The 26,636-nt window shown below is 62.5% G+C and carries 27 protein-coding genes; 9 read left to right on the top strand and 18 right to left on the bottom strand.

Annotated features, from left to right (window positions below; genetic code table 11):
• Positions 1-19 precede the first annotated feature (19 nt).
• Complete coding sequence (gene cysS, locus EN861_RS12305; RefSeq protein WP_135863758.1) at positions 20-1,471, bottom strand: cysteine--tRNA ligase; 1,452 nt, start codon at positions 1,469-1,471, stop codon at positions 20-22.
• A 418-nt stretch (positions 1,472-1,889) separates the two neighbouring features.
• Here cysS and EN861_RS12300 point away from each other — a divergent pair, with 418 nt between their 5' ends.
• On the top strand, positions 1,890-2,045 hold the full coding sequence (locus EN861_RS12300) for a hypothetical protein (RefSeq protein WP_127278312.1): 156 nt from the start codon (positions 1,890-1,892) through the stop codon (positions 2,043-2,045).
• A 70-nt stretch (positions 2,046-2,115) separates the two neighbouring features.
• Here EN861_RS12300 and EN861_RS12295 read toward each other — a convergent pair whose 3' ends face one another.
• Positions 2,116-2,877, bottom strand: a complete 762-nt coding sequence (locus EN861_RS12295; protein WP_135863755.1) for an SOS response-associated peptidase — start codon at positions 2,875-2,877, stop codon at positions 2,116-2,118.
• A 119-nt stretch (positions 2,878-2,996) separates the two neighbouring features.
• Between EN861_RS12295 and EN861_RS12290 the strand changes: the two genes are divergently transcribed.
• The 4 genes from EN861_RS12290 to EN861_RS12275 all read left to right on the top strand — a co-directional run bounded on the left by EN861_RS12290 (position 2,997) and on the right by EN861_RS12275 (position 5,394).
• Positions 2,997-3,419 (top strand): NUDIX hydrolase, encoded by a 423-nt coding sequence (locus EN861_RS12290; protein WP_135863754.1) that lies wholly within the window; start codon positions 2,997-2,999, stop codon positions 3,417-3,419.
• A 129-nt stretch (positions 3,420-3,548) separates the two neighbouring features.
• The gene (locus tag EN861_RS12285) at positions 3,549-3,926 is read left to right on the top strand and encodes a TIGR02301 family protein (RefSeq protein WP_127278315.1); all 378 of its coding nucleotides are present in this window, start codon (positions 3,549-3,551) and stop codon (positions 3,924-3,926) included.
• Positions 3,927-4,278: 352 nt separating this feature from the next.
• Complete coding sequence (locus EN861_RS12280; protein ID WP_015318556.1) at positions 4,279-4,536, top strand: hypothetical protein; 258 nt, start codon at positions 4,279-4,281, stop codon at positions 4,534-4,536.
• A gap of 69 nt (positions 4,537-4,605) precedes the next feature.
• The gene (locus tag EN861_RS12275) at positions 4,606-5,394 is read left to right on the top strand and encodes a hypothetical protein (protein WP_189343616.1); all 789 of its coding nucleotides are present in this window, start codon (positions 4,606-4,608) and stop codon (positions 5,392-5,394) included.
• A gap of 51 nt (positions 5,395-5,445) precedes the next feature.
• Here the strand turns inward: EN861_RS12275 and EN861_RS12270 are convergent, their stop codons facing one another.
• From EN861_RS12270 to EN861_RS12260, 3 genes are all read right to left on the bottom strand, one after another.
• Positions 5,446-6,183: a nucleotidyl transferase AbiEii/AbiGii toxin family protein gene (locus EN861_RS12270; protein WP_127278317.1), complete on the bottom strand. Its 738-nt coding sequence runs from the start codon at positions 6,181-6,183 to the stop codon at positions 5,446-5,448.
• A gap of 70 nt (positions 6,184-6,253) precedes the next feature.
• Positions 6,254-6,460: a hypothetical protein gene (locus EN861_RS12265; protein WP_245511629.1), complete on the bottom strand. Its 207-nt coding sequence runs from the start codon at positions 6,458-6,460 to the stop codon at positions 6,254-6,256.
• An 84-nt stretch (positions 6,461-6,544) separates the two neighbouring features.
• The gene (locus EN861_RS12260) at positions 6,545-7,876 is read right to left on the bottom strand and encodes a dihydroorotase (RefSeq protein ID WP_189343639.1); all 1,332 of its coding nucleotides are present in this window, start codon (positions 7,874-7,876) and stop codon (positions 6,545-6,547) included.
• 75 nt (positions 7,877-7,951) lie between these two features.
• Here EN861_RS12260 and EN861_RS12255 point away from each other — a divergent pair, with 75 nt between their 5' ends.
• The 3 genes from EN861_RS12255 (at position 7,952) to EN861_RS12245 (ending at position 11,654) form a co-directional block, all read left to right on the top strand.
• Entirely contained in the window at positions 7,952-8,812 is an 861-nt protein-coding gene (locus tag EN861_RS12255) for a folate-binding protein YgfZ (RefSeq protein ID WP_135863750.1), read from the top strand.
• Entirely contained in the window at positions 8,812-9,447 is a 636-nt protein-coding gene (locus EN861_RS12250) for an HD family hydrolase (RefSeq protein ID WP_127871392.1), read from the top strand. The genes EN861_RS12255 and EN861_RS12250 overlap by 1 nt, the downstream gene beginning before the upstream one ends.
• Before the next feature lie 65 nt (positions 9,448-9,512).
• The gene (locus EN861_RS12245; RefSeq protein ID WP_135863748.1) at positions 9,513-11,654 is read left to right on the top strand and encodes an EAL domain-containing protein; all 2,142 of its coding nucleotides are present in this window, start codon (positions 9,513-9,515) and stop codon (positions 11,652-11,654) included.
• Positions 11,655-11,669: 15 nt separating this feature from the next.
• On the opposite strand, the gene EN861_RS12240 is transcribed toward EN861_RS12245, so the two are convergent.
• Positions 11,670-12,560, bottom strand: a complete 891-nt coding sequence (locus EN861_RS12240) for a fatty acid desaturase family protein (RefSeq protein WP_135863746.1) — start codon at positions 12,558-12,560, stop codon at positions 11,670-11,672.
• A gap of 112 nt (positions 12,561-12,672) precedes the next feature.
• Between EN861_RS12240 and EN861_RS12235 the strand changes: the two genes are divergently transcribed.
• Complete coding sequence (locus EN861_RS12235) at positions 12,673-13,590, top strand: LysR substrate-binding domain-containing protein (protein WP_135863744.1); 918 nt, start codon at positions 12,673-12,675, stop codon at positions 13,588-13,590.
• Positions 13,591-13,606: 16 nt separating this feature from the next.
• On the opposite strand, the gene EN861_RS12230 is transcribed toward EN861_RS12235, so the two are convergent.
• From EN861_RS12230 to rnc, 12 genes are all read right to left on the bottom strand, one after another.
• Positions 13,607-13,879, bottom strand: a complete 273-nt coding sequence (locus tag EN861_RS12230) for a DUF3303 family protein (RefSeq protein WP_127871388.1) — start codon at positions 13,877-13,879, stop codon at positions 13,607-13,609.
• 16 nt (positions 13,880-13,895) lie between these two features.
• A complete protein-coding gene (locus EN861_RS12225; protein ID WP_127280355.1) occupies positions 13,896-15,359 on the bottom strand; it encodes a RimK family protein in 1,464 nt (487 codons plus the stop codon).
• The gene (locus tag EN861_RS12220) at positions 15,359-16,456 is read right to left on the bottom strand and encodes a peptidase C39 family protein (RefSeq protein WP_127871387.1); all 1,098 of its coding nucleotides are present in this window, start codon (positions 16,454-16,456) and stop codon (positions 15,359-15,361) included. Before EN861_RS12220 ends, EN861_RS12225 begins: the two co-directional genes overlap by 1 nt.
• A gap of 193 nt (positions 16,457-16,649) precedes the next feature.
• Positions 16,650-17,441: an anti-sigma factor gene (locus tag EN861_RS12215; protein ID WP_127276229.1), complete on the bottom strand. Its 792-nt coding sequence runs from the start codon at positions 17,439-17,441 to the stop codon at positions 16,650-16,652.
• Positions 17,438-17,956: an RNA polymerase sigma factor gene (locus EN861_RS12210; protein ID WP_127276227.1), complete on the bottom strand. Its 519-nt coding sequence runs from the start codon at positions 17,954-17,956 to the stop codon at positions 17,438-17,440. Before EN861_RS12210 ends, EN861_RS12215 begins: the two co-directional genes overlap by 4 nt.
• A gap of 173 nt (positions 17,957-18,129) precedes the next feature.
• Positions 18,130-20,868 carry a DUF2339 domain-containing protein gene (locus tag EN861_RS12205; RefSeq protein ID WP_135863741.1) on the bottom strand — a complete coding sequence of 913 codons (2,739 nt, stop codon included), beginning with the start codon at positions 20,866-20,868 and terminating at the stop codon, positions 18,130-18,132.
• 82 nt (positions 20,869-20,950) lie between these two features.
• On the bottom strand, positions 20,951-21,469 hold the full coding sequence (locus tag EN861_RS12200) for a PaaI family thioesterase (RefSeq protein ID WP_135863738.1): 519 nt from the start codon (positions 21,467-21,469) through the stop codon (positions 20,951-20,953).
• The gene (recO, locus tag EN861_RS12195) at positions 21,466-22,242 is read right to left on the bottom strand and encodes a DNA repair protein RecO (protein ID WP_135863736.1); all 777 of its coding nucleotides are present in this window, start codon (positions 22,240-22,242) and stop codon (positions 21,466-21,468) included. Before recO ends, EN861_RS12200 begins: the two co-directional genes overlap by 4 nt.
• Before the next feature lie 135 nt (positions 22,243-22,377).
• The gene (locus EN861_RS12190; protein WP_127276222.1) at positions 22,378-23,541 is read right to left on the bottom strand and encodes a porin; all 1,164 of its coding nucleotides are present in this window, start codon (positions 23,539-23,541) and stop codon (positions 22,378-22,380) included.
• Between the two features lie 518 nt (positions 23,542-24,059).
• Positions 24,060-24,950: an aminoglycoside phosphotransferase family protein gene (locus EN861_RS12185; protein WP_189343615.1), complete on the bottom strand. Its 891-nt coding sequence runs from the start codon at positions 24,948-24,950 to the stop codon at positions 24,060-24,062.
• A gap of 41 nt (positions 24,951-24,991) precedes the next feature.
• The gene (gene era, locus EN861_RS12180; RefSeq protein WP_127276219.1) at positions 24,992-25,912 is read right to left on the bottom strand and encodes a GTPase Era; all 921 of its coding nucleotides are present in this window, start codon (positions 25,910-25,912) and stop codon (positions 24,992-24,994) included.
• A complete protein-coding gene (rnc, locus tag EN861_RS12175) occupies positions 25,909-26,634 on the bottom strand; it encodes a ribonuclease III (RefSeq protein ID WP_127276216.1) in 726 nt (241 codons plus the stop codon). The genes era and rnc overlap by 4 nt, the downstream gene beginning before the upstream one ends.
• Positions 26,635-26,636: the final 2 nt, after the last annotated feature.

The raw sequence follows: 26,636 nt of genomic DNA, 5'->3' as shown, positions 1-26,636 counted from the left end.
GCCATAACAGCAACCACTCTCACCGCTTGATCTCCCAAGTCGTCATGCGCTCGCCGGTGACCGGGTCCTTGCCGTCCTTCAGCTGCACTCCCTTGGCCAGCAGTTCATCGCGGATGCGGTCGGCCTCGGCCCAGTTCTTCGCGGCGATGAACTGCAGGCGCCTGGCGATGGCCTGAGCGATCGCGACCTCGTCGACCTTAGCCGCGCCGACGTCGAAACCGAGGAATGCGAGCGAGGTTTTCAAGGAAGCCGCAGCGCCATTTTCGCCAACGCCGCTGAATTCGGCCGCCTCGCCTGCAAGCTGGGTCAGTTGCTGGAAGGCCGCATAGGTCGCGAGGTCATCCGACAGCGCCTCCACCACCTCCACCGGCAACCGACTTCCCGCGGCCGGCGCCAGATCCGCCGCGCGTTTCCATTTGCGCAGCGTGTTTTCCGCCTCCTCCAGCTTGCGCACGGAAAAGTCGATCGGTTCGCGATAATGCGTCATCAGCATCGCCAGCCGCAGCACGTCGCCCGGCCATTTGCGACCACCAAAAGTGTCGGTCTCCAGCAATTCGTGGATCGAGTAGAAATTACCGAGGCTCTTCGACATCTTCTGGCCCTCGACCTGCAGGAAGCCGTTGTGCATCCACACATTGGCCATGACCGACGTGCCGTGGGCGCAGCGCGACTGGGCGATCTCGTTCTCATGGTGCGGGAAGATCAGATCAAGGCCGCCGCCATGGATGTCGAAGACCTCGCCGAGATAGGCAGCCGACATGGCCGAGCATTCGATATGCCAGCCGGGCCGGCCCCTGCCCCACGGACTTTGCCAGCCCGGCTCTTCGGCCGAAGACAGTTTCCACAGCACGAAATCGCCGGGGTTTTTCTTGTGCGCGTCGACGGCGATGCGGGCGCCGGCCTGCTGCTCGTCGAGATTGCGTTTCGACAATTGCCCATAGTCCGGCATCGACGCCGTATCGAACAGAACTTCGCCCGCCGCGACATAGGCATGGCCGCGTCCGATCAGGCTTTGAATCAAGGTGATCATGTCCGCCTTGCCGTCGGCGCGGGGCTCGACGAATTCGGTGGCGCGCGGCTCGACCGTCGGCTCCAGGCAGCCAAGCGTGGCGACGTCCCTGTGGAACTGGTCGGCGGTTTTTTCGGTAACCCGCCGGATCGCTTCGTTGAGCGACAGTGTGCCGGCTGATATCTCGCCGCCGAAATCGCGCAACGCGCGCGCGTTGATCTTGTCGTCGACGTCGGTGATGTTGCGCACATAGGTGACGTGCGTCTCGCCATAGAGATGGCGCAGCAGACGGAACAGCACGTCGAAGACGATGACCGGCCTGGCGTTGCCGATATGGGCGAAGTCGTAGACGGTCGGGCCGCAGACATACATGCGCACATTTCGCGGATCGATCGGCACGAAGTCCTCTTTCGCGCGCGTCAGCGTGTTGTAGAGGCGCAGGCCCTGCGATGCGTCAGACATTCCAAGCCTTCCCGGTTTCAGAACTTCTTGTCTGGATGGAGCCAGCCCCGCGCCGAGGCGCAAATCAGACTCCAGCCTGCTGGCCGGGGCGTTTGTCCAATCTGGGGAAGATGAGGCGAAAACGTCCGGACCAGCGCGAGGCTAGCCAATAATGCAAATGCCACAAATGGCGAAAGACGTTTTCATGGGCGGCTTTATCGCCCCGACCAGTGTTGCCGTCAAGTCGCTGATCCCGGGAAAAACATCGCGAGGGCTGGCAAACGCATCGCCCGATTACACGGAATCAGCCAATGAAACATTTTATTAAACATGTCGGCACAGTCATGAAACATTCGCCGGCTAGATCAGCAAGCGTCACGATTTGGTCGGATTCGGCGACCAAGTCGCATACACGAAAACGTTATCTGGGAAGAGAAACATGTCTCGAAGCAAGCAGGAAGCCAATCGCGCCAAGCAACCGGCGCTGGCCAACCACTATCGTGCGATCGGTCCGGCAGCCATCGTCGCCGCCCTTCTTCACACCGCCAAGAAGAAGAAGCCGGCGCAGAAGATCGTATCGCCCCGCGCCGCCTGAAGCGGCGCCCCGGCCGACACCGAGGGCGCGAACAAGCGCCCTGGACAATAAAGACCCCCGACTGGCTTCGCTAGAACAGCGTCATCTGACTGTCGTCCGCGCCGGGTTTCTGGCGCCTGACTTTCTCGGGTTCCGGCCCGATCTCGCCCCTCTTTTGAATCTCCGGTCCGGTGTTGGCGACCTTGTTGACGAGGCCGGAAACAGGAATCGCCTCGAAGAAATCGGGCTGCGCCGGCCGCAGCAGATCGGCGACATCGCGCGGTTCGAGCGTGCGGCAATCCAGCCAGCGGGCAAAGTCGGAGACATCGACCACCACCGGCATGCGGTCATGGATATGGCCGATGTCGGCGTTGGCGTTGACGGTCAGGATGGCGCCGGTGTCCATCTCCGAGCCGCCCGGCTCGGCATAGGTTTCGATCAGGCCGGCAAAGGCAACCAACCCGCCATGCCGCGGCCGAATCCAGTAGGGTTGCCCCTTCTTGCCTCCGGTCTGCCGCCACTCGTAAAAGCCGGATGCCGGCACCAGCGCGCGGCGATGGCGCATGGCGGCCTTGAACGAGGCCTTTTCGATTGCGCCTTCCGAGCGCGCGTTGAACAGCAGCGGAAACTCCCTGGTGTCCTTGACCCAGGCGGGAATGAGCCCCCAGCGCACCAGCATCGGCTGCCGATCCGGCAGGTTGGAGCCTGCAGCCCGCGGCACGCCAGCAGTCGCCATCAGGACCGGCTGCGTCGGCGCGATGTTGTAGCGGGCCGGGAAATCCTCGAGCTCGGCAAGGCCCAGGAAGGCGGCGGTCCGGTCCGGCGTGGCGGTCAAGGCAAAACGTCCGCACATGATGGAGCCTTTCGAATGGTTCGGCTCCGAAAGTGGCTATGGAACCGGTGTTGCGCAACCGGTAATGCTTCCTCTTACCGGGCGGTCCACAACAGACCGGCCCGCGAATGAGCCCGATCATGAACGAAGCACGAAAGACACTTCCCGCCGTCTCGGTCGCCGTCGTGCGGGGGGACAGCATACTCCTCGTGAAACGGGCAAGGCCGCCTTCGCAAGGGCTCTACGCCTTTCCCGGCGGCAAGGTCGAAGGCGACGAGACGCTGGAGGATGCGGCACGGCGTGAACTGATGGAAGAGACCGGCTTGCGCGCCACCGGCTTGCGGCCGCTTCGGGAAATCCACATCGACGGCAGGGACGACAGCCACCCAGTCGACTATCTGCTCACGGTATTCGGCGGCGCCTATGCCGGTGGCGAGGCCGTGGCCAGCGACGACGCCGAGACAGCCGCCTTCTATACACTCAAGGAGATGACCCTGCTGCCGCTTGTCGGCTCGGTATTCGCGGTCGCAGAGGAACTCCTCGGTCCCCTTCAGACCCACTGAGCCGGCACTGAAAATCGCCTTGCAGGCGACAAATTGTTTCGTCACAAGGCTTATGTTGTCTCGCCAGCCATGACGGCTTAAGCCGTTCGACAGACGATAACGGCCTAAGCCGTCGGGCAGAGAAGATTTATGAACCGTCCGTCAATACTCCTCGCCATTTGCCTTGCTGTCAGCGCGGCTGTCCCGGCGCGGCCTGCCTTCAGTGCCGAGTCGCCGTTCGAGCCGGGGCTGATGCGGCTGGCGGAAGTTCTGGGGTCACTGCATTTCCTGCGCAATCTGTGCGGGGAGAAAGGCGACCAGTGGCGGGACGAGATGGAAAAACTGCTCGATTCGGAAAACCCTGACCCGGAACGCCGCGCCCGCTTCATCGCCAGCTTCAACCGCGGCTATCGTTCCTTCGGCGGCACCTACACCCAGTGCACCGCTTCGGCCACTGAAGCCATCAGCCGTTATATGAAGGAAGGTGAGACGCTGTCGCGCGACATCGCCTCGCGTTATGGCAACTGAGCATCCATCAACAGATATCAGGCCCGTCGCGACCGATGATCGCCATATCCGGCTTGTGCCTGTCCAAGTCTTGGTGCAATCCTGATGTTGCACTTCTGCAACAGCGTTAATCAAACGTTACCACGCGAATGCGGAATTAACTCAAACTGAAGGTTTTCGCCCCGCAGGCCGGCCTAATCGGCTAAGTTTGATCCGGGTTGAAACGCAGCTTCGCCAAACACAGTCGGCCCCTGTAACAGACGATCTAAAAAATGTCGTATTTACAGATACTTACTTGGAGCTGCCTATGAATGGAACAGATCAAGCCTGATCCACACTGATGGGTTGCCGCTTGAAAGGGTGGACATCGCTTATGGAACATGCTGCCAACGACATCGACGCGCTGGTCAGGGAAGAGAAGCGCCTGACGGCGGTTGAGAGCCACAGCGAAGCCTGGGCGGAAGGTCTTTCGGCCGGCATCGAGCCCGAGATCATTGCCGAGGCGGCACTCGAAACGGCATTCGGCGAAATGCTGCGCGCCAATGGCGAGACCTCGGCCCTTGCCCTGCTGGACCGTATGCGTGAAAAAGTGATTGCTGGCGCCTTCGAACCCGAGCGGCTGCGGCACTGAACCGATATCAGGTTCTTTGACGATTGGATGCCGATCGGGCACCATGCCCGGAGCAGGGAGATACGGGCAGTGAATTTTCCGATGTCAGGCAGGCCGAAGGGCCTTGTCCTCTACATCCGCCTCGCTGCTTGCTGTGGCGCGATTGCCTTGGCGACGTGCCTGGCCAGCAGCCCTGCCTATGCACTGAGCGAGATCAAAAACGAAGAACTCCCCTCGCCGGTCACACCGTCGACGGATGGCGATAGTTCAACGCCCGGAAGCACAGTTCCCATGCCTGACCCGGTGGGGACATCGCCTTCGAGCAGCCAACCGGCCGCTCCCGACGCCGCGGAGCCTGACACTCCATCGGATGGCGGCAGCAACAGGCCGCGTGTCGATCCCGAGGCGCCCCTGCCGGAAGTCGTCTACGACCTCGGCAAGCTGCCCGAGCCGGTGCGGCGCATGCATGACCTGATCATCGAAGCCTGCAAGAGCGGCGACATCGAGAAGCTCAGGCCCTTGATCGGCAAGGGCGACAGCATGACCCAACTGTCGCTTGCCGATATCGATGGCGACGCCATCGCCTTCCTCAACGGGCTGTCGGGCGACCCTGACGGCCAGGAGATCCTGGCTATTCTGGAGGAGGTGCTCTCCGCCGGCTACGTCCGTGTCGATGCGGGCACGCCACAGGAACTCTATGTCTGGCCGTATTTCTTCGCGCTGCCGCTCGACAAACTCGACGCCAAGCAGCGGGTCGAGCTGTTCAAGATCGTCACGGCCGGCGATTTCGACGACATGAAACAGTTCGGCGCCTACATCTTCTATCGCGTCGGCATCACACCCGCCGGACAATGGACCTTCTTCGTGGCCGGCGATTGAAGCCATCGCCTGCCTGGTTGCGCCAGGATGCAAGCATCGTAGACGATGTTGCTATTTGAGCGGGCTGGCAGGTTCTTCGCTGATGTCAGCATCAGGCCAAATGCGAATGCTCTCATTTCGAAGAGCCGAAATGGCGCCGCAAGCCATGTCAGCCTCCATCTGTAGGATCTCGGCTGCGTAATTCAATTCTTCCGCATCCCGAAGCTTGTTAACCACCCAAACAACCTTGCGCTGGATATCCTGTCCATATGCAGCCTGGGCCTTGGCTACAGCGTCGCTCGGGATCTCCCGGTAGGCGCTGATCAACATCCCCAGATCAATAGCATCGCGATAGCCGACAGCACGGTCTTGGCATCGATCGGCATTCGCCAATAACTTCTCGGCGAACATGTCCGAGGGGGTCAAAGAAGGTACATTTAGATCGTCGTCGAAACGACCTTGCAATGGGATGCGGGCTTCACGAACGATTTCAAACTTGATCAATTGCCCCCTCAACTTTACCACGGTCCTCAGGCCATACTGATCAATCCGAAAATCCCGTACAGCTTCGACTGGTTCAGGAAAGAATGCCCTTACACCGCGTTCGACTGCTGACATTCGCAATTGGCGATAGCCGTCGACGTCCGCGCACAGAAAATCGACGTCCAACGACCGCCTATACTCGCCCAATTTCAACACAATCGCCGTCCCGCCACCGAACCAGCATTGGGCTGCGGTCAGGAAATCGCGGTCCATAAGCGCGAGGGCTTCAGCGATAATCCTGTGTTCCGGCTTTCTGAATTCCTTCATGGCTTCCGCTCGCGAAATGTCCGGTTTTGAGGTTGCAAATGCGAGGCGAAAACCAGCACAGGAGGACAATTCAGCCGGCAGTCAGAAGGATACCGTGACCGAATTCGCTGGCGAGATTCTGGATAAGCAATTTCTCGCGCGTCGTAAGCCGTGTCTGATCGACAAAGCGCCAATTGCGCTCGTACAACGCAAATGCTTCGTTGGCCGGGATCAGTCGCGCGGCATCGCGATTCCACAAGAGCGCTTGCAGCTCTGGAAACTCGGCGGGGTCAATCATAGGCGCGCTATGTGCCTGCATAATGCCTTGAACATAGTGTGGAACGCTTAAAAAACAAAGACGTGACGCACAGCCACTGGTTGCCTAACCAGGCAGCGCCTCGGAGAACTCCACCGCCCTGCCCTGGCCTGGCGTGGCGATTTCGCCTTCCCACATGACGCGCTGACCGCGGATGACGGTGCCGACCGGCCAGCCGGTCACCTGCTTGCCGTCATAGGGTGTCCAGCCGGCTTTCGAGCCGGCCTGCGCGTTGGTGATGGTCTCGCGCCGCTTCATGTCGACGATGGTGAAGTCGGCGTCGTAGCCGGCGGCGATGCGGCCTTTCCGGGCCATGCCGAAGATGCGCTGCGGGCCATGACTGGAGAGATCGACAAAGCGCTGCAGGGTCAGCCGGCCGGCATTGATGTGGTCGAGCATGATCGGCACCAGCGTCTGCACGCCGGTCATGCCCGAGGGTGAAGCCGGATAGGATTTTGCCTTCTCGGCCAATGTGTGCGGCGCGTGGTCGGAGCCGAGCACGTCGACAATGCCCTGCGCAATGCCATGCCAGACGCCGTCGCGATGGCGCTTGTCGCGCACCGGCGGGTTCATCTGGATCAGCGTGCCGAGGCGCGCATAGTCGTCGGCGCTCAGCGTCAGATGGTGCGGTGTGGCCTCGCAGGTCGCGACATCCTTGTGTTGTTCGAGGAACAGTATTTCCTCGGCGGTCGAGATGTGCAGGACGTGGATGCGGGCGCGGACGTCGCGCGCGATGCGGACCAGCCTTTCGGTGCAGCGCAAGGCGGCGATCTCGTCACGCCAGACCGGATGCGATGACGGGTCGCCCTCGATGCGCTCGCCCAGGCGCTCGCGCAGGCGGAACTCGTCCTCCGAATGAAAAGCGGCGCGGCGGCGGGTGTTTCGCAGGATCGAGGCGACACCTTCATCGTCCTCGACCAGCAGGTCGCCGGTGGACGAGCCCATGAAGACCTTTATTCCAGCGGCCCCCGGCAAACGTTCGAGGTCGCCGACGTCCCTGGCGTTGTCGCGGGTACCGCCAACCCAGTAAGCAAAATCGCAATGCATGCGGCCGCTGCCGCGCCGGACCTTGTCGGCAAGCGTTGCCTCGCTGGTGGTCAGCGGGTTGGTGTTGGGCATTTCGAACACGGCGGTGACACCGCCCAGCACCGCCGCGCGCGAACCCGTTTCCAGGTCTTCCTTGTGCTCCAGTCCCGGCTCGCGGAAATGCACCTGGCTGTCGACGACGCCGGGCAGGATATGCAGGCCCCGGCAGTCGATCGTCTCGCCAGCCGAGGCCTGACGCAGATCGCCGATCGCGGCGATGCGCCCCGCCTTCACGCCGACGTCGCGCAGTCCCTCGCCGTCATGATTGACCACTGTGCCGCCTGTCAGGATGAGGTCGTAGGTCATGGTGATGCTCTCTTGCGGGGGGAGTGTCAGCGGCTTACGTAATGGCCAACCGTTTTGCAAGATCAGGCTTTTATCCGCCCCATGCCCTTTGCCCTGCTGAAAGACCGCGCGCTCATCACCGTCTCCGGCCCGGATGCCGAGCACTTTCTGCAGAACATCCTGACCACCGATCTCGATGCGCTTGGCAATGGTGAGGCCAAGCCTGGTGCGTTGTTGACGCCGCAGGGCAAGATCCTGTTCGACTTCCTGATCTCGCGGGCCGGCGAAAACGCCTTCCGCATCGAATGCCGTGCCGACGTTTCAGACGATTTCATTCGCCGGCTGATGCTCTACAAGCTTCGCGCCAAGGTCGAGATTGCCAAGTCGGAACAAACGCTTGTCACCGTCGCGTGGGGAAAGGAATCAATCGCCTCAGAAAGTGATTCAACCGCGGTCGCCGACAGGCGCTTTGGCGACGAAGGCGTCACGCGCTTCTATGCCGGCACCGCGGATACCGGCGACATCGCCGCGTGGCAGGCCTTTCGCATCGCCCACGGCATTGCCGAGAGCGGACCCGACTATGCACTCGGCGATGCGTTCCCGCATGACGTGCTGCTCGACGAGATGGGCGGTGTCGGCTTCAAGAAGGGCTGCTATGTCGGCCAGGAGGTGGTCTCGCGCATGCAGCATCGGGGCACGGCCAGGCGGCGCGTGCTGATTGTCGAGGCCGGGCTTCCCCTGCCCCCCGTCGGCACCGAACTGACTGTCGAGGGGCGGTCGGTTGGCACGCTCGGCTCAAGTGCCGGCACATCAGGGCTCGCCATTGCCCGCATAGACAGGGTCAAGGCGGCGTTGGACGTTGGCCAACCGATTCTGGCGGCCGATGCGCCGGTGACGCTCACCATTCCTGCCTGGGCCAAATTCAGTTTCCCGCAGGAAGCCGTCAGCACGGAGGAAACCTGATGGCGGCGGACCGCGCCGGCGCGCCACCACGCGCCTGGCAGCGCATGCTGTCAGGCCGCAGGCTCGACCTGCTCGACCCCTCGCCGCTCGACATCGAGATCTCGGACATTGCGCATGGGCTTGCCCGCGTTGCCCGCTGGAATGGCCAGACCCGCGGCGAGCACGCCTTTTCCGTCGCCCAGCATTCGCTGCTGGTCGAGGCGCTGTTCAACGAACTGGTGCCCCAGGCTTCGGCCGACGACCAGTTGGCGGCGCTGCTGCACGACGCCCCCGAATATGTCATCGGCGACATGATCTCGCCATTCAAGTCGGTGATGGGCGGCAGCTACAAGGATTGCGAATTGCGCCTGCAGCGCGCCATCCATCTGCGTTTCTCGCTGCCTCCCGAACCGGCCGCCGTCCTGCGCAAGGAGATCAAGCGCGCCGACCAGATCGCCGCCTATTTCGAGGCAACGCTGCTCGCCGGCTTTTCGAGCGCCGAGGCGACGGAGTTCTTCGGCCGCCCGCGCGGTTTTTCCGCGGAGCGCTTCGACTTCGCGCCACGCTCGGTGACCTCGGCGCAGAATGCCTTCCTGAAGCGGTTTTCGGCGATCGAGACGTCAAGACATCACGTTGCGACATCCGCGCTAGGGTAGAAAACGCTAAATTAACCGGAAGCGTCAACAGTGTGGTGTTCGATCAAGCACCGCAGGGGCGCCTCATGCCCGTCGTGGATGTCAAGGATGGTTCGGTCGTCCCGGAACGGGCGGCCGGAGGCGTGGAACACTCTCGCCGCATGCAAGATGAGCTGCGCGAGCAGAACGAACGCTTTTCAGCCGCTGTCGAAAACATGTCGCATGGCCTATGCATGTTCGACGCCGATGAACGCATGATCATCTGCAACCGCAACTACATCGACATCTTCCACCTCGATGCCAAGGTGATGCGGCCAGGCATCCGCTTCATCGACATCCTGCGCCATAGCGTCGACCTCGGCGTCGCCTCGCAAAGCGCCGATGAGCTCTACGCCATCCGCAAGCCCTATATCGACCAGGCGAAACCTTCGGCCTACGAAGAAGTCCTGTCGGACGGCCGCATCATCCTTATCTCGCACCGGCCGCTGGCTTCGGGCGGCTGGGTCTCGATCTACGAGGACATCACCGAACAGCGGCGCGCCGAGCAGGATCTCAAGGAGCAGCATCGCCGCTTCGACGCCGCGCTCGCCAACATGTCGCAAGGCCTGCTGATGTACGACGCCGACGGCAAGATGATCGTGCGCAACGGGCGTTTTCTGGAACTGTACAATGTCACGGCGGCCGACTTCCCGCTTGGAACGACGCACCGCGACGCCCTCGAACGATTGCTGGAACTCGGCATCTACACGAAGATCGACGTCGACAGCGAAGTCGCCAAGACCGAAGCCTGCCGGCGGGCGGGAAAAATGCATTCGACGTATCGCCATCTCGCCGACGGCAGGACGATTCTGGTCGTGCGCCAGCCGATGAGTGGCGGCGGTTGGGTGGCGACGTTCGACGACGTCACGGAACGCCGTTTGGCCGAAGAGCGCATGACCCATCTTGCGCATCACGACACGCTGACTGGGCTGCCGAACCGATCGATGTTTCGCGAACGGCTCGACCATGCGTTGGAGGATGTGGCCGCTACGCCGCTCGCGATCTTCTCGCTCGACCTCGACCGTTTCAAGGCTGTGAACGACACCTGGGGACACCCTGCCGGTGACTGGCTGTTGAAGAGAGTGGCCGAAAGACTGCAGCGTTGCCTGCGCGACGATGCGGACATGATCGCCCGTTTCGGCGGCGATGAGTTCGTCGTCATCCAATCCAACTCCGTGGGCATTGCCGATGCCGAGAAACTGGCGAAGCGCATCGTCGAGGCAATCGCAAAACCATTTCGCGACAAGAGCCGCGAGATGCATGTCGGCGTCAGCCTGGGCATCGCCGTTTTCCCCGCCGATGGCCGTGACGCCGACACGCTGCTGAAGAACGCCGACACGGCGCTCTATCGGGCGAAGAGCGAAGGGCGAAACCTCTATCGCTTCTTCGAACCTGGAATGGACGCCGCCGTGCAGGCCCGGCGGGCGCTTGAAGTCGACCTGGAGACCGCGCTGCCGCGCCAGGAGTTCGATCTCGATTTCCAGCCCATCATGAACATCGCCTCGGGCGAGATCATCGGCGCGGAGGCCTTGATGCGCTGGCATTCGCCGGCGCGCGGCAAGGTGGTGCCGGACGACTTCATTCCCGTCGCCGAAGAGACAGGGCTGATCGTGCCGCTTGGCGAGTGGGCGCTGAGGAAAGCCTGCGCGACGGCGGCTAGCTGGCCGCCGGGTTTGCGCATTGCGGTCAATGTCTCGGCGGTGCAGCTCAAAAGCAGCGGGTTTGCCCGCGCCGTCATCTCGGCGCTGGCTTTTTCCGGCGTCCCGGCCGGACAGTTGGAACTGGAAATCACCGAAACCGTACTGATGGACGAGAGCAAGGCCGTGCTGAAAACGCTGCGCCAGTTGCGTGAGCTCGGTATCCGCATCGCGCTGGACGATTTCGGGACCGGCTATTCCTCGCTCGGCTACCTCAGGCGTTTTCCGGTCGACAAGATCAAGATCGACCGATCATTCATTCGCGACATGGGCAATCGCGACACGGCGGCGATCGTTCGCTCTATCATCGGTCTCGGCACCGAACTTGGCATCGTCGTCACCGCCGAGGGCGTCGAAACCGAGAGGCAACTCGACATGCTGCGCGACAACGGTTGTGTCGAGGCGCAAGGCTATCTGATCGGCGTGCCGTCGAAGGCGGCTGACATCCAGCATCTGTTGAAAGCGCGTGCGCCGCGCAGCCAGACCGGCTAACGCATCGGCGCAAGGTCAGCGCAGCGTCTCCAGGTATTTCTCGTGGAAGCTGACATAGCCGGGCTCGACCACCTTCAGGTGCCGCTCGATCAGCGCGTGAAACCGCGGCAATTGATGAAACGGCACGCCGGGATAGGCATGATGCTCGGCATGGAACGGCATGTTCCAGGCCAGCTTGCGCACCGCCCAATTGGTCAGCGTCGTCCTGGTGTTTTCCAGCATGTTCGCGACGAACGGGCAGCGGCCGTGCTCGGCCAGCAGATAAAGCCGCAGGAATGGCTGTCCGAGCAGAGCCGGCAAGATCCAGACATAGAACAGCACCGTTGCCTCGAACCAGATGGCAAGCGCCAGGACCACGACATAGAACCCGATCATCGCACGTGCCTCGGCGCGCACTTTGGGCAGGCCCTTTGGCGGCACATAGCTATCGTGGCAGTCCCCACGCGCATTGGTGTACAGCGTCTTGAAATGCCCCCACCACACCGGCAGGCCCGAGACGTGGACAATGTATTGCCGCAAGGTCTCAGGCTTCGGGAAGGCAAGCTCGGGATCGTTTTCCGGATCCTGCGTGTACCGGTGGTGAGCGAAGTGGAAGTAGCGGAACCAGTCGGCGGGCAGCCCGATGGCCAGGCTGCACAGCCGCGCCACGCCGTCATTCAGCCGCTGCGTATTGAAAGCCGTGCGGTGAACCGACTCGTGCAGCAGCGTGAACAGGAACACGATCAGGATGCCTTGCGGCAGCATCAGCAATGGCCAGAACGGCACCTCGGCCGCGATCAGCGATCCAATGATGACAATCGCACCCAAGTGAGCGCCGAGCTGGAACAGGCCCGCGACATCGGATTTGGCCGTCAGGCGATTGCGCTCTTCTGTCGTCAGTGACGCGATGATGTCGCGATGGTCCATCGGCCTCGATCCAGGCTGGAGATTGATGAAGACCACTCTAGTCCGCAAAAAAGCTTTCCAAAAACGACGATTCCTGCGATTTGGATAAGCTAAGCTTATCTATCTGGCGATCATGGTCACATCCCCATCCCTGAAAGGGCTCCAGGCTTTCGAAGCCGCCGCACGTACGGGCAGCTTTGCCGCGGCGGCGGAAGAACTTTCGGTCTCGGCTGCCGCCGTCAGCCAGCTTATCCGCACCTTGGAGGAGCAGATGGGCCGCAAGCTGTTTCAGCGGATCAACCGGCGCGTTGTCCTCACCGAGGCGGGCGTGGAAATGTTGCCGCGGCTGACCGTGGCTTTCCAGGAGATCGGCAGCGTCTCGCGCGAACTGGGCGGCGATGCATTCCGCCCGCGTCTGGTCGTATCGGTGCCGCCATCCATGGCCATGGGCTGGCTTTCGCAGCGTCTGGCCGGCTTCGTCGCAAGCCATGGCGCCGCCGACATATCGGTGCGGGGCGATGACGACCCGGTGCCGTTCGACCGCGAACTGATCGACATCAGGCTCTCCTACGGTCCGCACTATCGCGAACATCCGACCGAGGATATTGCCAGGGACGCGGTCTATCCGGTCTGCGCGCCAAAGCTTGCCGGCATGATCAAGGCAGGCGGCGAGCCGCTCGCCGGGCTGCCGCTGATCCACACGGATTGGGGACCGACCGGCGCTTCGTTTCCGTCCTGGCGCAACTGGTTCGAGGCGACGAATGCCCAATCTGGCCGGGCATTGCGGCGCGGCCTGTCGGCCAATTCGTCGCGCGCGGCCCTCGACCTCGCGATTTCGGGGTTGGGCGTGGCGCTGGCGCAAGGGATTTACTGTGCCGAGGCGGTGGAGGACGGCAGGCTGGTGCGGCCCGCCGCGAGCGCAATCGCCCTGCGACAGCCCTACTGCCTGACTGTCCCGGAGCGAAGCGCAAGGCGCGATGTCGTGGCCGCGTTCCGCGCTTGGCTGATCGATGAATGCCGGCGCGCCGTGGACTCCCCGGCGCTGCGCTGACCCAGGAGGGCGATGGCTAGAGGTGCCCGCTCAAGGCCACCACCATGTCCTTGTTGGTCGCCACGGGCACGATCTCGAACTCGACCAGATCAGCCCATTCGATGACCCATCGCTGCAGGAGCGTGACATCATCGGCCTCCACCAGCAGGAAACAGCGGCTCATATCGGCCGCGATCCAGCTATGATGCACGACAAGCTCCTCCGGCTTCAGGCGGCCCCGGTCGCGGAACCGGCGATAGATTTCCTTGCGGTCGCAGCCGGTGAAATCCTCGATGACGATGAACAGCATCTCTGCCCTCGGTTGATTACCGCCCCGGCCTGTCCAGCCGCTCCAGGAACCACTGCGTCAACCGCACCCAGACTTCGTCCTTCTCGCCGGAATCCTCCCAGCCATGGTCGAGGTTGGGGTTGTCGTTGACCTCGATGACGAAGACGCCGTCCTTGGTCTCCTTGAGGTCGACACCGTAGAGGCCGTCGCCGATGCAGCGCGCCGCCTTCACCGCCGTCTCGACGACATGAGACGGCGTCTCCTTCAGCGTGAAGGTCTTGATGCCGCCCTGGTCGGGCTTGCCATTGGCCTTGTGGTTGACGATCTGCCAATGCTTCTTGGCCATCAGATAGTGCACGGCAAACAGCGGCTGGCCGCCGAGCACGCCGACGCGCCAGTCATATTCGGTCGGGATGAATTTCTGCGCGATCAGAAGATCGGAATCCTCGAGCCATTCGGTGGCAAGCGTCTTCAGTTCCTCGAAATTGGCGCATTTCTTGACACCGCGCGAGAACGACGAATCCGGGATCTTCAACACCAGGGGAAAACCCAGCGTCTGCGCCGCGAGTTCGAGATCAGAGGCGCCGGCGATCATCACCGTGGGCGGCACCGGCACTTTGTTGTAGGCCATCAGTTCGTTGAGATAGACCTTGTTGGTGCAGCGGATCATCGACAGCGGGTCGTCGATGACAGGCATGCCTTCCTGCTGGGCGCGGCGGGCGAAACGATAGGTGTGATTGGAAATCGAGGTGGTCTCGCGGATGAACAGCGCGTCGTAATTCGCGAGCTTGGCGAGATCCTTCCTGGTGATGGGCTCGATTTCGACCCCCATCTTTTCGGCGATCTTGGCCCAGTAGCGCAGCGAGGAGATTTCCGACGGCGGCAATTCCTCATGCGGATCGACCAGCGTGGCGAAGGTGTAGCGCGCCGGCGTCCGGCCCTTGGTGTCGCGCCACTCTCGGTTGGTGTAGGTCTCCAGGCACTGGATGAAGCTTTTTTCCTCGTCCTCGGTCATCCGCGCCAGCGGGTGGAAGCCGATCTTGCGGATCGAGGCCCATTCGGCGCTGTCCTTGATGTGGACTTCGAGCGCCGGCGCCCGGAACCAGTCGAACAACAGCTTGGCAAAACGGTCCCAGACCTTGGACGGGCCGATGCCGAAGAAGATACAGACCTTCGCCGGAAATACGCCGCCGAGGTCCTTGCGGCATTTGTTGAGCGCCAGTTCCAGTTCCGGCAAGGCGTGCTCGTAGAGCTTGCGCTCCGACAGGTCGATCATCGTCTCGACGGTCGGGATGACCTTGTGGCCGCGCGAACTCGCCAGCAGCGACGCGTAATAGCCGCGGCTCTGGTAGCCGTAATTGTTCGACAGGTTGATGACCTTCGGCCGCTGGCCGCGGAACAGCGAGGGATGCGCGAGATAGTCGCGATTGGTGATGATCTTGTGCGGTGTCGCCACCTGGTCGAGATCGCTTTGCCTGCCGGTAAGAATGACCCAGGTCATTATCTCTTTCCCAAAGTGATGGCGGCACGCAGTCCGTCGCGGCCGAACTGCGCCATGTTCATGAAGATGCCGTAAGGCACGGGAATGTTGGCGGCATCAAGGATGGTTTCCTGCCTTTCATCCTCGACCCACGGATCGTGGATCAGAATATGGTCGCCATCATCGCCGATGGCCAGCACCCAATGCGGCACCTTCTTGCCGAACATCAGGAAGCCGCTGATCAGCACCAGCACGAGTTTGCCCCCGGCGAGAGCCGCCCTGATATCGTCGATGGTGAACGGACGGTAATTCACCGGGATACCGTAAAGTTCCGCTCGGCGGCGAAAGTCGACCTGGGCCAATTCCATGATCCGGCGCTTGTCCTCGCTACGCACCGATTGCAGGAACAACGCGCCGTAGAAGGAAACAAAGATTTCCGCCGCGAGCCCGCTTTCATACCCCGAGACAGCCAGACCGAATGGTTCGCAGCCGCCCGGCCCGGACATCATGAAGACGGTCGTCGCCTCGCGCCAGAGTCGGATTTCCATCACCGGGTCGGGTACGAAGCCACGATCGAAATTGGCCATGGCCATCATCAGGCAGCATGGACCGCAGGTGAACTCGCAGGTCTGCTGATAGAATGGCACCCTGGTGGCGACCGGAAGGTCGCCGCGCAGGGTCTTTTCATAGCGCAGCGCCGTCGCGCCGTCCTCGTAGTAACCCGGCTCCCGGCCAATCTTGCGGTATCCGCCCTGCTCGTAGATGCGGATGGCACGGCCATTGTCCTCGCGCACTTCGAGACGCAGCATCATGCGGCCGTGTTCGAAGGCTGCCTCTTCGGCCGCGGACAGCAATTGGCGGCCTATGCCGAGCCCGCCGAAAAACGGTCCGACGGCTATGGAATAGAGCCGTGCCACGCCGCTGCCCTTGCGAAAAAGCACGATCGCGTAACCGCCGACGCGGCCATCGATTTCGGCGACCAGCGTCTCGGCGGTCTCGCGCTCGATGAACTGGCGGAAGGAGCGGCGGGAAATGCGGTCGCTCGAGAAGACAGCTTTCTCGATGGCGGCGAGGTCATCGACGTCAGACGCGCGGGCCGTGCGGATCTCGGCAGGCATGCGGCTTGAGAAAACCTCGATTGCGTTGCGGAAACGGCCCCAGTCAAAGCGTCGCAAACACCGGCCGAAGCGCCGGTATTCATCAAGCGCTATCGCTCCTTGATTAGGGCCGAATTGTGACAGTTTCCGCGGCGGCAGGGAAGCTGACAAGCTTTGAACGGAATCGCTGTTTCAAGCCGAGATCGCCGCCGGCTCAACTGGCGAGACCGGCCAGAAGCTGCCCATACGCACTCTTGGCCACGGCCGCCAATTGCTCGCGCGGCAGCGAACCGACGACGGCACAGCCATAGCCCTTGTCCAGCCAATAGACGGCCTGCGGACCGTCCTGAGCCGAAGCGTAGGTACCCTTGGCATTCTCCGTCGATTCCGCCGTCACGAAGAGGGATATGCGCTCGCCCTTGTCGTCTTCGTAGAGCAGCATTGCCGCCTTGCCTTCACCGGCCGGCAGCAACCGGCCACCAACCAGTTGGAACCCGTTCGCGCTCAGATCCGGCGCCACCAGCTTCAGGCCGACCCGGTTGGACAGCCAGGTCTGCAAATGATCCTTGTCGCTGGCCGGCACTTCCACCGCATGCAGCTTCTCGGCGGCATAGATGACATGGGCGGCGATCGCCTGTTCGGCGAGCCGATCCTCCGCCGGATCCTCCTGCCCGAGGCCACCGATGCCTGCAAAGTAGCCGCCAAATCCGCCCGTGGTCAGAAGCACCGCCGCGGCGGCGGCAAGCCACCAGCGCGAGCGTGGCACCGCTGCCTTAACAGGCGCTTCGCCGAGCACCACCTTGCGCAAGCGCGCGGGAACAGGCTCATCCAGCACGCCGGCAAAGGCGGCACGCAATGCCTCGCGGTCGGCGGTGAAGCGGACGCTCCTCGCCCTCATCTCCGGATTGGCATCGAGCCAGGCATCATAGGCGGCACGCTCATCGGCCGGCAGTTCGCCGTCGAGCGCCATGTGGATGTCCCGTTCGGAAAAATCGCGGCGGATCATTTCTCGACGATCCTTATGGCGCGGCGGCGCGCTGTGTCGTCCAGCAACCCCCGCAGTTCCTCACGCCCACGCGCGATGCGCGACATCAGCGTGCCCGCGGGCACACCCAGAATGTTGGCGGCTTCGGCATAGGAAAATCCCTCGATGGCGACCATGACCAGGGCCGCGCGGCGATCGGGGCTGATCGCCTGCAATGCGTTGATGATCTCGCGCGAAGCAATGCCCTCCAACTGTTCGGGCGGCTGGGCAACCGCCTCGCCCGCCTCCAGCGGCAGCATCGCCGCTTCGCCGCGGCGGTTCACCTTGCGCATCTGGTCGATGAACAAATGATGCATGATCGTAAACAGCCACCTCCTGGGGCTTTCTCCTGTCTGCCAGTTGTCGAGCCGCAACAGTGCGCGCTCGAGGCAGTCCTGAACGAGGTCGTCGGCAGAATCACGGTCGCGCAGAAGCGAGCGTGCGTAGCGGCGCAGGCGCGGTATTTCGCCAAGGATTGCTGCCTTCTTTTCGTCCATGACCGCTGGTTCTGAGGTCGCCCTTGTTGATTCCGATTGAACGCGCCTTCCCGGCACGGCGCAAGCGGCCAGCGCGAAGCGGTCCGCCGCTCCGGTCACCCAAGCAACGAGATAACGCTGGCTGCTGCCGGTTTATTCCCGACCGGCAAGAAAACCCAATGATTCGCGGGCGATTAGCCTTTTTCCTTCGCCGCCCGCGTCAAAAGCCGCTGATAGAACAGGCCGATGCCGATCAGCACCGCGCCAAGGCCGATGAAGGATAGCGCCCTGAGCACACCTTCCAGTTCGGACATGTCGAACAGAAAGACCTTGAGCACGGCGACCGCGATCAGCCCGGCCGAAGCAATACGCAGCACCTGCGATTTCAGCCAGACGCCAGCCGTCAGCAGCGCCACGCCGATCACCAGCCAGAGTGCCGAATAGGTGTAGGTCTCCAACTGGCCAAGGCCGCTCCACAAGCCAATGAACTCGCCCTTGAACAGGCGCCTCACCGAGAGCGTGGCATAGGCGAAGGCAAGCAGCGCCGCCACCAGCGCCAGCATGGCCGAATACCATTTCGGCCGCTTGCCCCTGCTATAGAGCGCCAGGCCGCCAGCGGCGACGGCCGGCAGGAGATAGGCCAGGAACAAAAGATTGAAAACCGGGATCCGACCGGTCGATTCGTCGGTGAACAACGGATTGAGCACCAGGAAATGCTGGATGACGACGAAGGCGACTGAGACCACGCCCACCGCCATCGAACCATAGCGCAGCACCGAGCTTGGCGAGCGCCGGTCGATGGCGATCAGGATGGCACCAGCGCCGATGGCGATCAGCGTGTAGATCGCCTGTTCGGCAAGCGTCGGCGCATCGCTGTTGATGACGCCGCCATGCATGGCGTGGCGCACCAGCATGGCGAGCGTGAGCAGCGTAAACAGCGCCGCCGCGGCCTCCATGGCGAGGCGCGGTCGGCCATTGGTGGTGTGGGCGAGTTGCCAGGCCGCGAAGCCGAAGGCGAGCGCCGGCACGCCATAGCCCGGAAGCAACCAGTTGAAGACCGGTGTCGTTGACAAGAACCCGGCGCCGACAATCGTCGGGTCGAAGGCGACGCGGCCAAGCACCGCGATGACGGCGGCGATTGAAATCCAGCCGAGCACAGGATAAGAGCGCCGGCGCGTGGCGAGCGCCGGCATGATCGCCGCGGCGCCGAGCAGGATGGTGGTCCAGCCGGAACCAAAAGCCATATGCAGCATCAGGAGGCCGGCGACTGCTGCGCCGCCCAGGGCAAAGGACACTGCGGCACCGCCCTCGAGCGGTGGTTCCTCGGCCCGCGCGATCCACTCGCCGCCGGCGGCGAGGATCACGACCAGCAGGGCCGCGACCGCAGCGTATGCAAAATCACGGTCGAGATTGCCGAAGGTGAGCCAGAGCGCCAGCAGGATGACCAGAGGCGCGATGACGCCCCATGCAGCCCACGAGGCTGCTCGGGTCCGCGCCGAGGCGGCAAAGCGGCGGGCGGTCCACAAGCCGGCGGCAAGGAAGACAAGGCCGAGGCCAATACCGATACGCAGCGTCAAGGCATTTCCGGCCGCCACCGGCAAGCCGTCAAAGCCCAGATTGCCTTGGGAGAAATCGGAGCCAATGGTGGTGGGCGGAATGATGCCGAGATGGATCATCACCGTCACCAGCCCGGCTGCGTGCAGCAGCGGCACCGCGCGCGGCCGGAAGAATGCGGTGGCGACAAGGGCGACGAGAACCAAGGCGCCTGGCAAGGCATAGCCTGCCGCGACAAATGTCGCGTCGACCGACAGGCCGAGCGCCGAAAACGCGATGAAAGCCCCCGGCACGATCGATGGCCAGTCGAAGCCGCTTTCCGCTTCGCTGCCCCGACCGCTCAGCCAGACAAGAGCCAGCACGGCCAGCGTGACGGCGTCGATGAACAGGATGGCGGAGAGGTCCGCGCCCGGCGCGTCGGTCATGTAGAGGATGGTCCAGATGCCGGTGCCGAAAAAGGCGGCCGCCATCAGCGCTTGCCAGTCGCGCATGCGGGCGATGACGCCGGTGGCCGCGAGCACGATGGCGAGATAGCCGAACAATGCCCAGGGATTGGGCGCCTGCGAAGCGATCAGCACCGGGGTCACCATAGCGCCGACAAGACCGATGCCAGCCAGCGCCTGGCCATGGACGAGCGCGGCGGCGATGGTCGCAATACCGATCGCACCGAGCAGCGTGAAGGCAAGAGCCGGGCCGATGAAGCCGTAAACGCCATGGGCGGCATAGACGGTGCCGAACAGGATGAAGGCACCGGCCGCCGTCAGAATCGCCGGAATATAGGCGCCGGCAACATCTTGCACCGGCACCTTGAAGCCGGTGCGGCGAATGAACTCGCCGCCGGCGACCAGCACCAACCCGAGCACGGCCGCCATGGTGAGCCGCACGCCGGGTCCGAAAATGCCGGCCTCGATGGTGTAGCGGATCAGGAACAAGCCGCCGAGAGCAAGCGCGATGCCGCCGACCCAGACCGCCCAACGCGTGCCGAGCGCGGTTTCGACATCGGACTGCCGGGCGGCCTGGGCGGCCGCGGCCGGCACGACCTCCGGCGTTTCCGGTGCTGCCTCGGGCGCGCTCCAGGGACCGGGCACACTCTCGCCGGCCGGGATTTCCACCTCCATGGCCTGTACCATCGCGGGTGCCGGATCGCTGATTGCTGCCGGGGCGATGTCGGCCGCGGGCGCGGCCACCGATGACGTGTGCGCCTTGCCCTCGGCCGCCTCCTGGTCCGACAGCCTGACCACGGGCGGCACGACGCCCGAAAGCACGAGACTGCGCAGCGCGCCAAGCTCGCGCTCGATCAGACCGATCCGGCTCTGCTGGCGCGAAATGATGACGAACAAGGCGATGATGGCGACAAGGCCGATCAGGCTTTCAAACATGGCGGTTCCCCCAAACCAGGCCAGTTTTCACTGACATTTCGTCTCACTGACATTCAAATGCGGCGGCCAAACGGCTGAAAACTCAACGTGCCGCCAGATTGGCGGCCGGAAATATCGAACATGTCTCGGTACCGAAAGCCAGCAGCTTGCCGCCGGCGTCCTTCAGCGTCGCCTCGGAAACGGCAAGGGTGCGGCCCTTGTGAACCACCTTGCCTTCACAAACCACCTCGCCGGTCCTGGGCGTGATCGGCCGCGTCAGGTTCACCTTGAACTCGGCCGTCGTGTAGGCCTCACCCTTTTCGAGCAGCGTCTGAACGGCGCAGCCCAACGCCGAATCGAGCAGCGTCGCCGCCCAACCGCCATGCACGCTGCCCAGCGGGTTGAGATGGCGTTCGCTCGGCACGCCGCGAAATACGGCGCGGCCTTCCGACACTTCGGTCAAGGCGAAGCTGAGCTGGAAGGAGATCGGCGGTGCCGGATATTTGCCGTCGATGATTCGCTGAAGCAATTCCAGGCCGGTGTATTTCAGGATGTCGGCATGAGGAATGGTGCCGAGGCCGAGTGGCGAGACCCAGCCCGGATAGAGTTCGACTTCGCTCATCTGATGATTTCCCCGGCCGCGTTCTCTCCGGCGATCGGCTTGTGCGTCGCGTGGTGCTTGCGCAGCGCTGCAAGAAAGCCGGCGCGCGCGTCAGGCTGATCGATGCCGCGCGGCTCGTAAACATGGCGGGTGAAGAAGAAACCGGTCAAGCGGAACGCGTCCGCGATCGCCGCATAGTTCGCGCGCATGCCGGAGCCGCGCTGCAGAAATGCAGGCAGCACCAGCATCTTGTCGTGCCACGGCACGCCGGCTTCACGCGACACCGCGCGTCCCGACTTCGGCGAGACATAGGCAAGATCCTGCCTTGTACCGGTGGCGGCGCATTGGCTGAGATCGAGGCCGAAGCCGAGTTCATCAAGGATCAGAAGTTCGAAACGCGCCACCAGCTCGCCGGCGGCATCGGCATCGTCCAGGTGGACGATCATCACCGAAAGCGCCTCGTAGAGGCCGCCATGGGCGTCACGCTCGGGCAGCAGGCGCAGATGCGCCGCCATGGTCTGAAGGCCGTAGACGGCGATGGCACTGTCCATCAGCCGGGCGGCATTCATTTCGATCGCTTCGGCCTGGAAGGTGCCCAGATGCTCGTCGAGGCGCGCGCGCCACAAGAGATCGACGCGATTGCCGGGCTGGAGAACGGGCTGCTGCTTGCGCGAGCGGCCGCCGCGCACGAGGCCGAGATGGCGGCCATGCGCACGCGTCATCACCTCGAGAATGGCGCTGGTTTCGCCATGCTTGCGGGTGCCGAGAATGATTCCCTCGTCGCGCCATTCCATGCCCGAGCTTTTCACCCGTTGGATGGCGAAATCAAGATGAGGCGCTGGTGCTCAGACGGGCTTGCTCCGGGACAGCGCGCAAAAAACCGCCCACAGCGATACGCTGCGGGCGGTCTGGTAAGGTCAGTCGATCCGTTAGAACGAGCGCTGGAAGCGGAGAATGCCGCCGACGCTGCTCTTCTTGTTGGCCTTGGTCCAGTTGTTGAAGTCGACGTCGTCGAATTTTCCTGCATTGAGGTAATCGACTTCAGCCGTGACCGTAAAGCCGGGCACAACGGTATAGGCAACGTTCGCGGCGATGCCGAGATTCTTCCAGTCGTCATAGGAGATCTGGGCGTTGAACGAGGTCTTGTCGTTGAACTTGTAGGTGCCGCCACCCCAGATTGCCCAGTTGCCGCCCCACTGTTTGTAGAAGCCGCGACCGTGTGCATCGATGGCGTTGTTCGCATCGTCGGTGAGATTGTCGTCGGTGCCGTAGCCAGCCATGATGAACAGCGACAATTCGTTGGTTGCCTTGACGTCAAGGCGAACCTTGCCAGCGACTTCTTCGTAGTTGCTGTCATAGGCCACGACGCCGGTGATCGCACCCCAGTCGCCCTTGTACTTCAAGCCGCCGACGACATGCGGAACATAGCTGTCGATGGTGCCCACGACGCCGGCGCCTTCTTCGAGGGAGACCATGCCCGAGAAGCCGTTGCCTGCGTCGAAGTAGTATTGGACGACGTTGCTCTCCTGCCCGCCGTAGGGCACCAGCGTATCCTGGATGACGTTGCCGGCATAGCCGATGAACGTGTCGAAAGCCGTATCGTCCTTACCGACGCGCAGACCACCGAGTTGGATCCAGGCGAAACGCAGCGAGAGCGACTTGTTACGGCCCGTCCAATCGGTGCTGGCCGAATCTTCATAGTCGCCCGAGGAGTTGCCGTAGTTGAAGCGGGTCTCGGTGTAGGTCTTCAGGGTACCGAGCTCGGTTTCCTGACCGGTCCAGGTCTTCAGCGTGAAGCGGGTGTTCTTGTAGTAGGTCGAGTGATCGTCGTTGGCGTTCTGATGGTCCTGGACATGGTTGACGCCATCGAACGAGCCGGAATCGCCGACGCCGATATCATAGCGGACATAGCCGCCGATGCGCAGGCAGGTCTCGGTGCCCGGGATATAGAAGTAACCGGCGCCGTAGACGTCACAGATCTTGACGTATTCGGCCGGTTCCGGTTCGGCGACGACGACCGCGTCCGCGGCGCGCGCGCCGGACACCGCGATCAGTGCCGCGGCTGAGCCGAGAAGGAGGCTCTTGATGTTCATTTCTGACCTCTCCAGTCAAGTTAATAAGATGGCTTCTGAATTGTGGCTGGCGGATATGTTGTCCCGCTTCACCCGACAATGAAAAAGGGCTCGCACCGCGTCCCCTTTTCGCGGCGAACATACCCACCAATCTTCCGCCTTCAATGACAATTCCACAAATATGCCGGATTCAGACCACAGATTAAATCTGTGTTGCACAAATAACACTAACCCACCATGACCAATTTTCAAATTGGCACAAATGGTACATTGTCATTTTTATGTAATAATTGGGTATTTTTTTGATTTATTCATCTGATGCTGTAATTTATTCTATTATTTTCATGTAATTAAAAATTACTTCTAACAAAAACATTGAATAACTTATTTTTCGACGTCAGATCCCTGAATCAAATCTGACCAATCCCTCGGGCTCCGCCGACGTCAGAAGGGCCATGTGAAGTTGCCCGCCGCAGTGACTTTTTTTAATCCATCGGAAACTCAACGCCGTCCGATGTCGGCGCGTCACGCGCTTCCCCTCACGCCTGACACTCGCGATTGATCAGCACCGCATCGATCACCCGCCAAGATTCTTCGATCTCGGCCCGGGCGACGTCTATGTGGCCGGCGGCGATGATCAGCGCCTTCCACAGCGCCCAGCCACGCCCGCGCGCCCAGGTCGCCTCATCTGCCGCGAGGCAGGCGCGAAAAGTGTCCCGGCTCTCGCCTTCGAAAAGCGTCCAGGCAATTGCCAGATCGCAGGAGGGATCACCGACACCGCAGGTGCCAAAATCGATCACCGCGCCTAGCCTGCCCTTTTCGACCAGGAGGTTGCCCCGGCTGACGTCGCCATGGAACCACACGGAAGGACCTTCCCAGGCCGCGGCAAGGGCTATCTCCCAGACAGCGGTGGCGGCGCCGGTATCGATGCGGTTGCCGAGCGCCGAGATCGCTTGCCTTGTCTCGCCGTCATAGACAGTCAGCGGTCCGCCGCGAAAGAAATTGTGCTGCCCAGGCGCTGGCCCATCGGTCGCGTCCACGTATCTCAACGCAACCAGGAACCGAGCCAGGTCCGCCGCGAATTCCGACAGATCCGCGATACGTTCCCGTTTCGCGGTCTCGCCCTCGATCCAGCCATAGACGGACCAGTGCCAGGGATAGCCCTCGGCCGGAGCGCCCATCGCCAGCGGTACGGGGATGGACAGTGGTAACAGCGGCGCCAACCTCGGCAGCCAGCGATGTTCCTTTTCCACTTGCAGGGAATAAGCGGCGGCGCTCGGCAACCGCACGGTCATCTCGTCGCCGAGATGAAAGGTCCTGTTGTCCCAGCCGCCAAAATCAACCGGCCTGACCGCAAGATTCTTCCAATGCGGGAATTGCGCGGCAATCAGCCGGCGCACCAAGGCGGCATCGATCGTGACCTCAACCATGATCTTTCCCGAAAACAGACCCTCTTGTTCGGGATCATGCCCTAATGAGGAAACTCCAACCCCATCTCGCGATAGCGCTCGGGATCATCGCCCCAGTTCTCGCGCACCTTTACGAACAGGAACAGGTGCACCTTCTGCTCCAATATGCCTGATATTTCCATCCGCGCGGCCTGCCCGATGGCGCGGATGGTCTCGCCCTTGTGGCCGAGCACGATCTTCTTCTGGCTGTCGCGCTCGACAAAGATGGTCTGGTCGATGCGCACCGAGCCGTCTTTCTTCTCTTCCCATTTCTCGGTCTCGATGTGCGAGGAATAGGGCAGTTCCTGATGCAGCCTGAGATAGAGCTTTTCGCGGGTGATCTCGGCCGCGAGTTGGCGCATCGGCAGGTCGGAAATCTGGTCTTCCGGATAGTACCACGGGCCGGCCGGCAGCGCCTGGGCCAGATAGTCGAGCAGGTCCTTGCAGCCGGAGCCGGTCAACGCCGAGACCATGAAGGTGCGCTGGAACGGCACTTTCTCGTTCGCTGCCGCTGAGAGGGCCAGAAGCGCCTCCGGCTTGACGCGGTCGACCTTGTTGAGGATCAGCGCCATCGGCTGGCGCACGTCCTTCAGCCGTTCGAGGATGGCATCGGCGTCGCCCCTGATGCCGCGTTCCGCATCGATCAGCAGCAACACGATATCGGCGTCCTTGGCGCCGCCCCAGGCGGTGGTCACCATTGCCGTATCCAGCCGCCGCTTGGGCTTGAAGATGCCCGGTGTGTCGACAAAGACGATCTGCGCGTTGTCGTGCGTGGCGATACCGCGCACGATGGCGCGTGTCGTCTGCACCTTATGGGTGACGATCGAGACCTTGGCGCCGACAAGTTGGTTGACCAGCGTCGACTTGCCGGCATTGGGCGCGCCGATCAGCGCGACGAAGCCGGAATGCGTGACAGGAGCGGCTGCAGTGTCTTCGGCGGTCATGCCGCACTCCCTTCATGAACCCAGACGCCCTCGCGAACCAGAAGGGCGGTGGCGGCGGCCTGTTCGGCCTCGCGCTTAGAGCGGCCGCTGCCGGTTGCCGGCTGAAACGCGCCGACCTTGACGCTGACGGTAAACAGCGGATCGTGATCGGGGCCTTCCCGGCCGTCGACCTGATAGGCGGGAACAGCGCCCGCCGCCTGATGCGCCCATTCCTGCAATTCGGTCTTGGCGTCGCGGCGTGCCGCGCCCGAGGCCTGCGAACGCGGCTGCCAGTATTTGTGAATGAACACGCGGGCCGCTTCCAGACCACCGTCGAGATAGAGCACGGCGATCAATGATTCCAACGCATCGGCGCGCAGGTTAACGCGCTTGCGTCCCTCGAGCCCGCGCACGTCCGATCCGGCATGGATCAGGTCCGGCAACCCGATATGCTCGGCGATATCAGACAGCGCCTCGGCATTGACCAACGCATTGAGCCGCAGCGACAATTCCCCTTCCGCGGCATCGGGAAAGGCAGCCAACAGCATATCGGCGACTACAAGGCCAAGAACCCGGTCGCCGAGAAATTCGAACCGTTCATAATCGGCGCCCGCATTGGCACCGCGCGCACTGGCATGGGTAAGCGCACGCTGCAGGCGCTGGCGGTCGGCGAAGGCATGGCCCGTGCGTTCCGCAAGCGCTTCGGCGAGCGCATCGGCGGTCAACCGTTTTGGCGCCGCCATGG

The organism is Mesorhizobium sp. M8A.F.Ca.ET.218.01.1.1, assembly GCF_004791165.1.
In the GTDB taxonomy this organism is placed as follows: domain Bacteria; phylum Pseudomonadota; class Alphaproteobacteria; order Rhizobiales; family Rhizobiaceae; genus Mesorhizobium.
Note: the sequence above shows the minus strand (reverse complement) of the source record. Positions and strands in the feature narration are given on the sequence as shown.

Coding starts and splice junctions, on each gene's coding strand:
- cysS (WP_135863758.1), bottom strand. CDS start 1,471: ATGTCTGACGCATCGCAGGGCCTGCGCCTCTACAACACGCTGACGCGC.
- EN861_RS12300 (WP_127278312.1), top strand. CDS start 1,890: ATGTCTCGAAGCAAGCAGGAAGCCAATCGCGCCAAGCAACCGGCGCTG.
- EN861_RS12295 (WP_135863755.1), bottom strand. CDS start 2,877: ATGTGCGGACGTTTTGCCTTGACCGCCACGCCGGACCGGACCGCCGCC.
- EN861_RS12290 (WP_135863754.1), top strand. CDS start 2,997: ATGAACGAAGCACGAAAGACACTTCCCGCCGTCTCGGTCGCCGTCGTG.
- EN861_RS12285 (WP_127278315.1), top strand. CDS start 3,549: ATGAACCGTCCGTCAATACTCCTCGCCATTTGCCTTGCTGTCAGCGCG.
- EN861_RS12280 (WP_015318556.1), top strand. CDS start 4,279: ATGGAACATGCTGCCAACGACATCGACGCGCTGGTCAGGGAAGAGAAG.
- EN861_RS12270 (WP_127278317.1), bottom strand. CDS start 6,183: ATGAAGGAATTCAGAAAGCCGGAACACAGGATTATCGCTGAAGCCCTC.
- EN861_RS12265 (WP_245511629.1), bottom strand. CDS start 6,460: ATGATTGACCCCGCCGAGTTTCCAGAGCTGCAAGCGCTCTTGTGGAAT.
- EN861_RS12255 (WP_135863750.1), top strand. CDS start 7,952: ATGCCCTTTGCCCTGCTGAAAGACCGCGCGCTCATCACCGTCTCCGGC.
- EN861_RS12250 (WP_127871392.1), top strand. CDS start 8,812: ATGGCGGCGGACCGCGCCGGCGCGCCACCACGCGCCTGGCAGCGCATG.
- EN861_RS12245 (WP_135863748.1), top strand. CDS start 9,513: ATGCCCGTCGTGGATGTCAAGGATGGTTCGGTCGTCCCGGAACGGGCG.
- EN861_RS12240 (WP_135863746.1), bottom strand. CDS start 12,560: ATGGACCATCGCGACATCATCGCGTCACTGACGACAGAAGAGCGCAAT.
- EN861_RS12235 (WP_135863744.1), top strand. CDS start 12,673: ATGGTCACATCCCCATCCCTGAAAGGGCTCCAGGCTTTCGAAGCCGCC.
- EN861_RS12230 (WP_127871388.1), bottom strand. CDS start 13,879: ATGCTGTTCATCGTCATCGAGGATTTCACCGGCTGCGACCGCAAGGAA.
- EN861_RS12225 (WP_127280355.1), bottom strand. CDS start 15,359: ATGACCTGGGTCATTCTTACCGGCAGGCAAAGCGATCTCGACCAGGTG.
- EN861_RS12220 (WP_127871387.1), bottom strand. CDS start 16,456: ATGCCTGCCGAGATCCGCACGGCCCGCGCGTCTGACGTCGATGACCTC.
- EN861_RS12215 (WP_127276229.1), bottom strand. CDS start 17,441: ATGATCCGCCGCGATTTTTCCGAACGGGACATCCACATGGCGCTCGAC.
- EN861_RS12210 (WP_127276227.1), bottom strand. CDS start 17,956: ATGGACGAAAAGAAGGCAGCAATCCTTGGCGAAATACCGCGCCTGCGC.
- EN861_RS12205 (WP_135863741.1), bottom strand. CDS start 20,868: ATGTTTGAAAGCCTGATCGGCCTTGTCGCCATCATCGCCTTGTTCGTC.
- EN861_RS12200 (WP_135863738.1), bottom strand. CDS start 21,469: ATGAGCGAAGTCGAACTCTATCCGGGCTGGGTCTCGCCACTCGGCCTC.
- recO (WP_135863736.1), bottom strand. CDS start 22,242: ATGGAATGGCGCGACGAGGGAATCATTCTCGGCACCCGCAAGCATGGC.
- EN861_RS12190 (WP_127276222.1), bottom strand. CDS start 23,541: ATGAACATCAAGAGCCTCCTTCTCGGCTCAGCCGCGGCACTGATCGCG.
- EN861_RS12185 (WP_189343615.1), bottom strand. CDS start 24,950: ATGGTTGAGGTCACGATCGATGCCGCCTTGGTGCGCCGGCTGATTGCC.
- era (WP_127276219.1), bottom strand. CDS start 25,912: ATGACCGCCGAAGACACTGCAGCCGCTCCTGTCACGCATTCCGGCTTC.
- rnc (WP_127276216.1), bottom strand. CDS start 26,634: ATGGCGGCGCCAAAACGGTTGACCGCCGATGCGCTCGCCGAAGCGCTT.